Source organism: Noviherbaspirillum sp. (assembly GCF_035944575.1).
GTDB lineage: Bacteria > Pseudomonadota > Gammaproteobacteria > Burkholderiales > Burkholderiaceae_D > Noviherbaspirillum.
Genome location: NZ_DASZBA010000074.1, coordinates 1 through 11,323 on the forward strand (window position 1 = coordinate 1; position 11,323 = coordinate 11,323).

An 11,323-nucleotide genomic window follows, 5' to 3' on the forward strand; every position below is an offset into this window, starting at 1 on the left:
AAAGCGCTCTAGGTACTGCTGTCATCGGCGCATGCATGAAGCGCATGGTAAAAGCGGAACCTGTGCAGACATCCTGTTCCTAATGTGACCTTTGGCTGATTGCTTCATGGGACAAAAAGTTCACGACTGACGCGCACTTCGCAACAGGTGTCCGTCCACCCGAACCTCAGTCAGGCGAAATCGCCGGGAACAATGCATGAGGGCAAAGCAACTCAATCCAACCGCAATCAACGAAAACCCGCGTACCGGCGCGCATCGAACTATGCCATGCAAGTTGGCTTCTCGCGCCCCTTCCTACCAGCTTTCGGCCTTCACCTCAATTCGATGCCTCGCCAAGGACGATCCCGAGGACTCAGCTGTCCCTGCAACGATCTCCACGCGTTGGTCAAGATACGTTCATCCGCCGGCAACCAGCGAATTCAACTGCCGAAATGGAACCGATTCCATGTTCCCGCCACATATATGCCGCGTGCACCTGTGAGCCGAAATTTGAGCTCATCGACGCACGTGGCTCATTCTTTTTTCTTTAACGTTCAATAACATTTTCAGAAAGCGACACACGTTATGGCCGCAGGTATTCAACAACATTCACCGACACATTCCATCCAACTACACGCACAGCCTTCCCGAAGCGAAGCGGCGAGACCGGACTCGCAGACCGGCAACAGGCCGATCGGGAATTCGTCCACAGTCGCCAAAATGCCGTCGTGCTTTCCAATGGGCCGGTTGATATCGCAGGCTCGAATCGAGCAGTCGAAGAAAGAAGACATCAGCTTCCAGAGCCTGTTCGGGCATAAGCTGGAAAACAATACCGACTTCGCTGGGAGGCAGGACGTCAACATCCTGAATCGTATCGCCACGGCATCGGCGATCGACCTGCCGAAAAATATCAAGCCGGGCGAGTTTGTCGTCGCACCGCTCGACATCATGCCGCACGAGATCCCCGGCGGAAAAAAAGGTGCCATGCTTCTCGAGTTGAACGGTACCGGATACGGCAATATCACCACACTGCATCCGGAGACGCTCAAGACCATCAATAATTCGTTCGCCATGATCGCGGATAGTTTGAAGGATGTGCCGAACGCCCTTGTCCTGGTCCCCTGCTCCGGCCGCGAAGACCCGCCGAACTTTGCCGCCAGTAAGAAGATTCATGAAAAAATCATGATCGGAAGCAGTATCTCCGAGCGTTTCAAGGCATTGGGTCATGAAAAAGTAACCGAAATCGGCATCGACTCTTTTCAGAAAAAGAGCTCGAATCCGCTGAAAAACCTGCGGCAAGGACTGAAAACGGACGTGAAAGCCGGCTTGGAAGCGGTCAGGCATTTTGACCAGGACGGCATCCGCGCCATGCGCAAGAAACTGCGCAAAACCGGATGGAACGCCAAGGACGCCGGCCCCACCGTTGTGGTGGGCTACACTGCGCAACTCGCGAAGGCAATCAAAATCGGCGAGAACGGCGAGCCCATGATGTTTGGACGCCGGGTTCACGCCATCATTAACGATCGTGCGTCGCTGAACGTCGACGCCCTTCATGCTCGCAAAGGCAAGAAGCTGGATCCGAATACCTTCATCGCATGTAACCGGTCCTATGTACCAGCCGCGGACAAAGGCACTGCCTACGCGTATATGAACGAATTCAACAGCACGGCCGCCGCGAAAGCGACGCCGGAGTATGCTCGCGAAATCGTCAACAAACAGGCAAACACCCTGGCGGAGATCGAAGAGAAAGTACTTGAGATGCTGAAGGAAGGAAGGCACGCCATTATCAAGCCGAGCGGCACAGGCCATGGCGACGGCATCGTGCCGATCTTCGCGCACGAATGGGAGGGACATCCAGACTTCAAGCCGACCGGCGCTGGTGGATACCCGCCGATCTCGGAACAGATCAAGAAATCCTATGACTCCGTCAAAGCCACGTACGGCGACCGCGGCGGCTTCCCCTACACGGTCGGCGAGTATGTCATTGCCGACCGGATCAAGTCCGATAACCCGGCGTTCAACACGATGAAGTACGAGTACAGGGTCGCGGTGTACGCCGACTATAGCAACCCCGAAAAGCCGCAGCTCAAGGCTGCACCCGCGATCATCAAGATCGACGCCGGTTCGCAACTGCAGGAAGGCCAGGACGGCAAGTTCTCAAAGCAATTGGCGAGCGTTTCCACCCAGGTGTTGCAGACTGGGCGCCCGGCATCGGATTTCATGAAGCCGTTGGCAAATGCTGAAACAATGGAAATGATCGATCTTCCCGAAGAAGAAATGACCAAGCTGTGCCAGTGGGCGACGAAAGCCGTCGGCTATATCCTGGAAAACGTCGATGCCAAGACCGAAGTGGGCGGCGGAAAACCGGGAGGCGCCAACGACAAGGCGCCCGTCAATGATGACGGTGCTTCCACTTCCCGCACCTGATCACCTGACCAGTAAGACATCTTCGTAACGCAATACCCTGCGCGCGCTTTCTGCGAAGCGCGCGCAGGTCTCTCGCAAAGAAAGCGAAGGATAAGCATGCACTCTCCCTCCTCACTTCACCGTCCCTCCTTATCTTCTCCCGGAATGGTTGGCAGCAGCCTGCCGGATACGGGCGCTGCTTCAACCAGTCAATCGGCGAACACCGGCACACGCATCCGGTCCCGGTTCAAACACGCCTTGCGAATGTTCTCTCCAGCGAATTGCGGACTGGGAGGGGCCACGTTCAGGTCCCCAAGCCGCCTTCCGGCGACATCGGGCGGGGCTCAGCGAAACATCGTCGTCAGAGCTTCGGTCGACAATATTCCGGAAGACCAGATCCCGTTGCCGCCGATCAGGAAATTCGTTCCCGTCGGCGTTATCGGCGGCATGGGGCCGGACGCAACCAACGACCTGAACGCCAAGATGCTGGAAGAGGCCCGCAAGATCGAATCGGCGCCAAACGACCAGGACAACATCGGCGTCATCGCGTACAACGTGCCGCATCTCATCAACGACCGCACCGGATATCTGAATCGAGTGGACATCAACCAAGTGTCCAAGGAAGAATGGCAGAACCACCTGACCAGCCCCACCACGGACAATCCGCTATGGGGAATGCTGCACGCGGCCAAGCAACTGAAGGCTGCCGGTGCGCATCTCCTGGTCATGCCGTGCAACACGGCGCACATGTTTCATCCCGAGCTCGAAAAACGGATCGACATTCCGGTCCTGCACATTGCGGATGCGGCGCTGATGGCCTTGAAAGAAGCAAACCCCGCGGCGAAGAAAGTGGGCTTGCTGGCAACGTCGGGAACGATCAACAACAGACTGTATGAAGGCCGTGCCGAGAAGGTGCATCCGCAGGTCGAGTGGGCATATCCCACTCCCGCTTCCCAGAGGGACGAGGTGATGAAAGGAATCTATGACGACGGCGTCAAGGCCAACAACCTGGAAAACGGCAGGCGTCTCCTGAAAAGTGCCGGGGATACGGTGGTCACGAAACACAAGCCGGACGCGCTTTTCCTGGCATGCACCGAAATACCGCTGGTGCTGTCTCAGAAGGATTATCCGGATCAGATCGTCATCGATGCGACGCAGGCCCTTGCCAAACTGGCCGCCCAGAAGTCGTTCGAGCTTGCGCAAAAATATCACGCGCAACGCGACGATGCGGCTCAATCCCGGCTTCACTAGAAAACGGAGAAGCGGGTGATCGCAATCGCCGTCATCCGTTCAAGGGCCGTCCAGCCAGGACGGTTCCCGCTCCCTTGACATTGACGAAGCAGGCTCGCTTCGTCAATGCGTCCCGAATATCACTCACTTGGCCAAGAGGTGCCGACATGAACAGAAGTGACTATGACAAGCTGATCATGGACTTTTGCAGCGTCTGCCAGATGGAAGGCGCCGACAGCATCCTGGCGGGCGGACCGGTGTCGATCAATGACGTGACGTTCTCCCTGACCTATGGCGAAGAATTGGAGGAGAACCTGATGCTGATCTTCTGCGACTTCGGACGCCCTGCCGCAGGTCGTGAGGCGGAAGTCTATCGCGCGCTGATGGAAACCAATTTACTGCTGTACATGGTGAACGGGCCGCTCTTTTCCATTTCCCCGGATACGGGACGGGTCCTCTTCGTCAACCGTTGCTGGCTGCAGCAACTCACGCCGACCAGGCTGCGCGACATGCTCGTGCAGTTCGCCGCGCAGGCGAAGGACTGGCGCAACCACCAGCTTCTCGACAAACCGCCGCTCCGAAGCGGTCAATCATCCACTGCACGCATGCTCGCGAACTCCCTGCTGACCAAGCCGGAATCCTGACGCAGCGGCATGCGGGAAAGCGGCATCATTCTCCTGGCCGCTTTCGCCCGTGCCCGAGAGCTTCAGTCCAATGAATATAGGGCCACCGGCACCAGGGCGATCACCAGTGCGGTCAATATCCGCACCGGCGCGCTGAAGCCTTGATGCCGGAACCATGAAGCAAGACCGAGAGCACCCGCGCCATAGAACAGCGCAAAAATTACCAGCGCACCGACGCCTACCACTTCCGCGGTGCGCGTGGTAAACAGTACGGCAAACAATGCGGCCGTCACCATGGCAAGCATGCCGGCAAGGTAGGCCATCAGAATCGACGTGCCGTTCGCTCGTGCGGAAGGGGACTGGGGCTGCGCGAGCATTGCCTGCCTCTTGGCGAGCACATCGCGCTGCAGGAGAAACACGAGCAGGGGATCAACTTGCCGGTAATGTAGCAGGCCGACGGATGCCGCCGCTGCCAGGTCCTCGCGTTGAATCATGATTCATCGCTCCTTCGGGTTCCGCGCTTCGGATCCGCAATGTCGGCCGGGCAAGTACCATGCGGATCGGTTCTTCATTGCCGCATCGCCTTGGGGTCGTCAGGAAACGGCTCCGCAACACCTGCGTTCCGGCGCGTATTGAATGACTCATAGGGATCAGAAGGTCATTTAACCAACTTCCGCAACGTCGGCGTAGACCTAGATCAATTGCGCAAAAATGCGGCAGGCCTGCAATCAAAAACCATTCGATTCTTTAAGCGGGAACAAACGGCGGACCTTGTTCATTGCCTTGACCACTGGGCAGCATTTTCGACATGGCGTTTCAGCAAGAATTGCAGCAGGCAACAAACCGCCACAAACATCATCCGCGGCGGGCTTCCAGCAATTCGCGCAGGTCTGCCGGCAGCATCGCACGCAGCCGCGCCGACACCGCCGCTTCATGCCGGCTCCACCATAGGCCGATGCCGATCAGCGCAAATCCAAGCAGGGTAAGTATCAGCACGAAGAGGAAGCTGTCCTTGAACAGATTCCACGACAGATCGCCCAGCACCAGTGCGATGCCGATGCCCCCGAACACCGCGAACATCCGCCGCCCGAGAATCGCGCCGATGAACACCAGCCCGAAGTTGAGCGCGAGGTACACCAGCTTGCCGGCCAGTTTGCCGGAACCCATCAGCGACAGCGCGCCCCAGAAGGTCAGCAAGCCGAACAGGTACAGCCAGTAGGCGTAATCATGGCTGCGGCGGGAGCGGAGATCGATGAAGAATGCCAGCAGGAGCATCAGCAGGCCGAATACCAGAGTGATCGACTTGCGCAGTTCCCATGCCGCGCCGCCGAACCAATCGCCTGTGTTGCCTTCCCCCGCTTGAAGAATGAGCGCGGGCACGATGTCCATGCCCATGTACCACAAGGTCACGGCGATCGGCATCATCAGAAACGGATAGCGGAAACGCCACAGCAGCACCGCCCCGCCTGCCAACGTCGCCAGTTCCATCAACAGCCAGCGCCAGTCGATGAAACGGTGATAGTCGCGGTAATGTTCCAGGTGCCCGTCATCGGGCCAGAAACCGAGAACATGCTGCAAGGCGAACACCGCCAACGGGACCAGCGCAATCGCCAGCGTGGCAAAGATGCCTGCCGGAATACCGTAGCCGTGCTTCTCCAGCCTGGCCGCGAGCGCCACCGCCGCCAGTGCGTACAGCAGCGACAACACCAGCAGCGCGCCCATCCCCAGCGCTTCCACGGCGATGGTCGTGAACAGTGACGCCGCGCCGATTGCCAGCATGCCGCCGAGGTAGTACAGCACATGGGTGCCGGAAAACCGTGCCGTGGCCCGGAATGGCGTTCCGGCGCCGGGGTCCCTCGCGCTGAGGAAGGCGAACAGCCCTTCCAGTTCCAGCGGATTCAGCACACCCGCCTTGACGGCGGCTTCGAGGTCTTCACGCTTGATGGTCATGGCCGTACCCTGTTGATTATCAGGATTGCAAATTGGAAATGCGAGCGATTGTATACCGGCCGGCGCACCGTTTCCCCGGCGCCCTGCTCCCCCTGCTACGGTAAAATGCCCGCTAATCAATTATCCACACCGCATTCTGAAAAGCCCATCCATGAGCACCAACCCGAAAAATCCGGCCGCCCCGGCAGACAATGCGCCGGCAGCGAATTTTCTGCGCAACCTCATCGACGCCGACGTCGCCTCGGGCAAATACGCCGACCGCAAGGACAACCTCGGCCGGCCGCTTCCGCCGATCATTACCCGCTTCCCGCCGGAACCCAACGGCTACCTGCATATCGGTCACGCCAAATCCATCTGCCTCAATTTCGGGATGGCGCGCGACTTCGGCGGCCGCTGCAACATGCGTTTCGATGACACCAACCCGACCAAGGAAGAACAGGAATACGTCGACACCATCCTCGACAGCGTGAAATGGCTCGGTTTCGATTGGAAGGACGACACAGGCGAACACCTGTACTTCGCCAGCGACTACTTCGACAAACTTTATGAGATGGCCGAATACCTGATCACCGCCGGTCACGCCTATGTCGACAGCCAGAGCGCGGAAGACATGGCGAAGAACCGCGGCAGCTTTGGCGAGCCCGGCAAGAATTCGCCCTTCCGCGATCGTCCCGCCGAGGAATCGCTCGACCTCTTCCGCCGCATGAAAGCCGGCGAATTCAGGGACGGCGAACACATCCTGCGCGCAAAGATCGACATGGCCTCGCCCAACATGAACATGCGCGACCCGGCCATCTACCGCATCCGCCATGCGCACCATCACCGCACCGGCGACAAATGGTGCATCTATCCGATGTACGACTACGCGCATCCGATCGAGGACGCCATCGAGCAGGTCAGCCACTCCTTCTGCACGCTGGAATTCATGGATCACCGGCCGTTCTATGACTGGGTACTGGAGCGCCTCGCGGAAGGCGGCTTTTTCCAGCGCCCGCTGCCGGAGCAAACCGAATTCGCCCGACTCAACCTCACTTACGCCGTGACCAGCAAGCGCAAGTTGCGCCAGCTCATCGATGAAAACATCATCGACGGCTGGGACGATCCACGCAACTCCACCATCGTCGGCCTGCGCCGCCGAGGCTATACGCCGGAATCGATCCGCCTCTTCTGCGAACGCGCAGGGGTCGCCAAGTCCGACAGCTGGATCGACATGGGCACGCTCGAAGGCGCGCTGCGCGACGACCTCGATGACAAGGCCGCCCGCGCCATCGCCGTCCTGCGCCCGCTCAAGCTCATCATCGACAACTTCCCGGAGAACCTCTCCGACGATTGCAGCGCCCCGGTCCACCCGCACCATCCGGAACGCGGTCAGCGCAGCTTCCCTATCACGCGGGAACTGTGGATCGAGGAAGAAGACTTCATGGAGACGCCGAGCAAGGGCTACTTCCGCCTCTTCCCCGGCAACAAGGTGCGTCTCAAGTATGGCTACGTCGTGGAATGCACCGGTTGCGACAAGGACGACAACGGCAAGGTTATCGCCGTGCACTGCAGTTACTTCGCCGACTCCAAGAGCGGCACTGACGGCGCCAACAATTACAAGGTCAAGGGAACGATCCACTGGGTCAGCGCGCAGCATTCGCTCGAAGCGGAAGTGCGTTTGTATGACCGTCTGTTCACCGACCCGAACCCGGATGCGGGCGGGAAGGATTTCAAACAGGTGCTGAATCCGAATTCGAAGGAAGTGATCACCGCCTACCTCGAACACGGCATGCGCGCCGCGCTGCCGGACGACAAGTTTCAGTTCGAGCGGCATGGCTACTTTGTAGCGGACAGGGTGGATTCGACACCGGGGAACCCGGTGTTCAATCGGGCAGTGACCTTGAAAGATAGCTGGCAAGCAAAATAGAACCGGGACATTGCGAACGCAACAGGCGACTTCTCGGTCATTCTGCAACGCTGCAGGTTCGGGTCGCCTGTGAGTACATTCCGGTGGTCCGGGACTTGACCGATCCAGATCATCGTTTCAGAAGGCCGGGACCGTGAAAAGCAGGTTATTTGACGGCTATTCAGCTTGTTTCCATGCAGCTGATCCGGAATGGGTGCCGTCACGTACGGAAACTGTCGTCAAAAACGGGTGGTTTCCAAGGCGCCGGCACATTAATCGCGTCACGCCGAGGGCCGCGAGGATTGGACCGCAGAACCATGGGAGATGCCGATGGTCTACTCAAAAACTCACCTGATTTCGAGCAGATGATGATCGAGACTGCGTCATGAATCACGCCATTTCCTTACAAGCATTCGTCATTGTGCTGGCAATAAACGGATGCGCCACCCGCACACCGGTTGAGCTCTACGGCGAACCCGCTCCGGCATCAGCCGCGCAGCGCACGATCGTGATTTCTCCCGACACCAGGCATGTGAATGTTGAAGGCGGAGAAATTATTCGATTCGTTGCTGGCGGCAAGGAGTTCGGCTGGAGCTTCAACAATGCGCTGTCGATCAACTCGTTCAGCCTGAATGCCGTTGCGCCTCCGGGCTTGCTGAACCAGCCTGTGCATGCCTATGTGTCGCGAGATCCGAGATATATCGGTGGTGGCGACGGACCGGAGAGATAGAAGCGTCTTGAAAACGCGGACATTGGTCAACTATCAATTCCTCAATCGAGCTTGTGTCGATGAATCAGGACTTGGCTTTGTCCTGTGTCGTTTCCATCTGCTTTCAGCGTGCAAGTCCAGCCCATCCTGCCAGCCTACTTCGCCTGACATCGCCCTGCAGCAAGTTCGATCACAGGCGGCATCACCAATGAACACGTACTGATCGCATGGCTCATCACGTTTCTTTCGTTTTCAAGCGCCGTATAGCTTTCCGCTAGATTACGCACGCGTTCTTCATTGGACACCTGCGTGGAATACACGACATAACGCGATGGTCCTCCACATGCTTTTGCACCCGCCGGGATCGCCCGGCATTGCGAGACATCGCTCGCGAGCGGTGTGCCGACTTCGGCGATCAGCGATGCCCATACTTTCTGCATTTCCTCACTGATCTGAGCCTCGGTCTTCGCAGGCACAGCGGACGCTGTCGTCTGCGCTACGGAACCTGACGATCCGCCGCCGCAGGCGATCAAAAATGGGGCGCATAAAATACAGGCAGTAGGCGTGAATGCGGTCAATTTCCCTGTGAGCATGATCTTCTTTCATAAGTGTTGTCTGTCGAACCCATGTTGCCATCATGCCTGAACGAATTTGGCAAACCTACATCTATTTGCTATAACGGCCGTCGGCGGCAAGCTGTCCGCTGGAAATACTTCGTCGCTGGCCCGGCTGAATCGTGCCATGCATTCCGCGCCGCCGGGATGCCGGATCAAGGAAATCCCATGAGAGAAGACAGTGCCCTATCCCACTTGAAGGATGGCGAATCCTGTGTCGTGCTGTTGAAGAACGGAGAAAAGCATAAAGTAAAGTGGAGCGTACCGGAATGGTCGTTCATTGCCACCGGCGATAACGACCGACGATGCCGTTTTGAAGAGATCAAGGAATGGATGCCGGCGTCGATCAAGCATCATCTCTAGCAGCGGGCTTCGTTCACCCCGATTTTTGACATAGGTATGATGGCAGGGCCCATCTCCCGGCACGGGCCTGATGTGCCGGCAAGAACCTGTCGCATTCACTCCTGGAGAAAAAGAGATGAGTGTGCGTAGTGCTCTTTGCATTGCTGCCGGATTGGCATTGCCTGCCCCTGGTATATCCGTCGCTTCCGATGCCGGTGGTTCGGCCATTGGCAAGCGCATAGACATCGGCGCCTTCGCGGTCGATGCCACCGAGATCACTGTTGGCCAGTTCGCGCGATTCGCGGCGAAACGCCAATTGACGAGCGCCGCCGAACGCGAGGGCGGCGGTTTCGAATATGGTGCCGGGTGGGAGCGACGTCAGGGCTGGAACTATAAAGCACCTTACGGCAAACCCGCAAATGACGACGAGCCGGCAGTGCATCTCAGCTGGCATGAAGCAAAAGCATATTGCGAGGATGCCGGCGGAAGCTTGCCGACACAGGCACAATGGAGTGCGGCGGCGTACACCGAGATGCGTGCTTCGCCTCCGAGTCCATTCATGCGCAAGAGCACGTATTCCTATCCAACCGGCGATACACCGGACGGCGCGAATATTGCCGGCGCGGCTGACGGCTGGGAGCGCCATGCGCCGGCTGGACGCACCCGACCCGGCGTGAATGGCTTGTACGATATGGGAGCGAATGTATGGGAATGGCTGGCCGATGCGCGCGACGGCGAGAGACTCACTGCAGGCGGATCATGGTGGTATGACGCTTCGAAGATGAAAGCCGATGGCATGCAGTTCAAGCCGGCGGATTTCTACGCCGTGTATGTTGGCTTTTGGTGCGCCTATCGCAAGTAGCAGCAAGTGGGCAACATCTGTACGCAAGAGGATGTAACCATGCCATCGAGGACAGGTTCCGCGTATCACGAAACCTGCCCTCGACGGCGCTTTGCATGAATGCTTTATGCCTTAGCGCATGCAGGTGATTAATACGACTCCTGGATGAGCTTGCACTCCTGTACACCGGCTTTACCAGTCGTCTCGTCGACGAGCTGCAATGCAGAACGCGCAGCGAACATGCCCATCTTTACTTCTTGCCAGACGAAGTAATTTTTGCCGGCGACTGTTTTGAGCGGCAGGACCGAATCATTCTCGGTCTTGGATAGGAGTGTGTGCTCGCCGGGCGGCACTTCCAACTTGATATACGTGTTTGCGGCGGTGTCGCCGATGAGTTTGCCGTTCAGTGCCACCGGCATCTTCACCGCGGCACCCATCGTCTCATTGCGATAGACATAGATATTGGCCTTGTCTGCCTTAACGGCGAAGCTCTTGGCCGCGGCGTCTTTCTCCGGGCTGGCCATTTGCACGGATGCGCATCCGACGGATAAGACGACAGCAGCTGCGATAGTAACGCTGCAAAGCGCGCGTTTAAACATGATGATCCCTTTATTGGTTTGAGTTATCGAGGTGACCGGGCCTGCTTTTTACCAAAGACCTTTTGTAAGTTCCAAAACCCGGCCGGTGTTTAGTTGGGCTTACGAGGTCAGTTAGTTTTGTCCGGCAGGTGCGGCAACTGTCAAT

At 57.9% G+C, this 11,323-nt stretch carries 11 protein-coding genes; 7 read left to right on the plus strand and 4 right to left on the minus strand.

All coding sequences use genetic code 11. The annotated features are described in order from the left end of the window. Positions 1-717 precede the first annotated feature (717 nt). The 3 genes from VGU61_RS04205 to VGU61_RS04215 all read left to right on the plus strand — a co-directional run bounded on the left by VGU61_RS04205 (position 718) and on the right by VGU61_RS04215 (position 4,259). Complete coding sequence (locus tag VGU61_RS04205) at positions 718-2,406, plus strand: hypothetical protein (RefSeq protein ID WP_326857846.1); 1,689 nt, start codon at positions 718-720, stop codon at positions 2,404-2,406. Positions 2,407-2,649: 243 nt separating this feature from the next. Further along, positions 2,650-3,636: an aspartate/glutamate racemase family protein gene (locus VGU61_RS04210; protein WP_326857847.1), complete on the plus strand. Its 987-nt coding sequence runs from the start codon at positions 2,650-2,652 to the stop codon at positions 3,634-3,636. A gap of 146 nt (positions 3,637-3,782) precedes the next feature. Further along, positions 3,783-4,259, plus strand: coding sequence for a CesT family type III secretion system chaperone (locus VGU61_RS04215; protein WP_326857848.1), 477 nt, complete (start codon positions 3,783-3,785; stop codon positions 4,257-4,259). 62 nt (positions 4,260-4,321) lie between these two features. Here the strand turns inward: VGU61_RS04215 and VGU61_RS04220 are convergent, their stop codons facing one another. Both VGU61_RS04220 and VGU61_RS04225 read right to left on the minus strand, forming a co-directional pair. After that, the gene (locus VGU61_RS04220) at positions 4,322-4,732 is read right to left on the minus strand and encodes a hypothetical protein (RefSeq protein WP_326857849.1); all 411 of its coding nucleotides are present in this window, start codon (positions 4,730-4,732) and stop codon (positions 4,322-4,324) included. A 361-nt stretch (positions 4,733-5,093) separates the two neighbouring features. Beyond that, a complete protein-coding gene (locus VGU61_RS04225) occupies positions 5,094-6,188 on the minus strand; it encodes a DUF2157 domain-containing protein (protein WP_326857850.1) in 1,095 nt (364 codons plus the stop codon). A gap of 151 nt (positions 6,189-6,339) precedes the next feature. Here VGU61_RS04225 and VGU61_RS04230 point away from each other — a divergent pair, with 151 nt between their 5' ends. After that, positions 6,340-8,094 (plus strand): glutamine--tRNA ligase/YqeY domain fusion protein, encoded by a 1,755-nt coding sequence (locus VGU61_RS04230; protein ID WP_326857851.1) that lies wholly within the window; start codon positions 6,340-6,342, stop codon positions 8,092-8,094. A 364-nt stretch (positions 8,095-8,458) separates the two neighbouring features. After that, positions 8,459-8,803, plus strand: a complete 345-nt coding sequence (locus VGU61_RS04235) for a CzcE family metal-binding protein (protein WP_326857852.1) — start codon at positions 8,459-8,461, stop codon at positions 8,801-8,803. A 134-nt stretch (positions 8,804-8,937) separates the two neighbouring features. On the opposite strand, the gene VGU61_RS04240 is transcribed toward VGU61_RS04235, so the two are convergent. Next, positions 8,938-9,375, minus strand: coding sequence for a hypothetical protein (locus VGU61_RS04240; RefSeq protein WP_326857853.1), 438 nt, complete (start codon positions 9,373-9,375; stop codon positions 8,938-8,940). Positions 9,376-9,564: 189 nt separating this feature from the next. On the opposite strand from VGU61_RS04240, the gene VGU61_RS04245 reads away from it, so the two are divergent. Then, the gene (locus tag VGU61_RS04245; protein WP_326857854.1) at positions 9,565-9,759 is read left to right on the plus strand and encodes a hypothetical protein; all 195 of its coding nucleotides are present in this window, start codon (positions 9,565-9,567) and stop codon (positions 9,757-9,759) included. Positions 9,760-9,874: 115 nt separating this feature from the next. After that, the gene (locus VGU61_RS04250) at positions 9,875-10,600 is read left to right on the plus strand and encodes a formylglycine-generating enzyme family protein (protein WP_326857855.1); all 726 of its coding nucleotides are present in this window, start codon (positions 9,875-9,877) and stop codon (positions 10,598-10,600) included. 128 nt (positions 10,601-10,728) lie between these two features. Here VGU61_RS04250 and VGU61_RS04255 read toward each other — a convergent pair whose 3' ends face one another. After that, a complete protein-coding gene (locus tag VGU61_RS04255) occupies positions 10,729-11,178 on the minus strand; it encodes a DUF2846 domain-containing protein (protein WP_326857856.1) in 450 nt (149 codons plus the stop codon). Positions 11,179-11,323: the final 145 nt, after the last annotated feature.

Coding starts and splice junctions, on each gene's coding strand:
- VGU61_RS04205 (WP_326857846.1), top strand. CDS start 718: ATGGGCCGGTTGATATCGCAGGCTCGAATCGAGCAGTCGAAGAAAGAA.
- VGU61_RS04210 (WP_326857847.1), top strand. CDS start 2,650: ATGTTCTCTCCAGCGAATTGCGGACTGGGAGGGGCCACGTTCAGGTCC.
- VGU61_RS04215 (WP_326857848.1), top strand. CDS start 3,783: ATGAACAGAAGTGACTATGACAAGCTGATCATGGACTTTTGCAGCGTC.
- VGU61_RS04220 (WP_326857849.1), bottom strand. CDS start 4,732: ATGATTCAACGCGAGGACCTGGCAGCGGCGGCATCCGTCGGCCTGCTA.
- VGU61_RS04225 (WP_326857850.1), bottom strand. CDS start 6,188: ATGACCATCAAGCGTGAAGACCTCGAAGCCGCCGTCAAGGCGGGTGTG.
- VGU61_RS04230 (WP_326857851.1), top strand. CDS start 6,340: ATGAGCACCAACCCGAAAAATCCGGCCGCCCCGGCAGACAATGCGCCG.
- VGU61_RS04235 (WP_326857852.1), top strand. CDS start 8,459: ATGAATCACGCCATTTCCTTACAAGCATTCGTCATTGTGCTGGCAATA.
- VGU61_RS04240 (WP_326857853.1), bottom strand. CDS start 9,375: ATGCTCACAGGGAAATTGACCGCATTCACGCCTACTGCCTGTATTTTA.
- VGU61_RS04245 (WP_326857854.1), top strand. CDS start 9,565: ATGAGAGAAGACAGTGCCCTATCCCACTTGAAGGATGGCGAATCCTGT.
- VGU61_RS04250 (WP_326857855.1), top strand. CDS start 9,875: ATGAGTGTGCGTAGTGCTCTTTGCATTGCTGCCGGATTGGCATTGCCT.
- VGU61_RS04255 (WP_326857856.1), bottom strand. CDS start 11,178: ATGTTTAAACGCGCGCTTTGCAGCGTTACTATCGCAGCTGCTGTCGTC.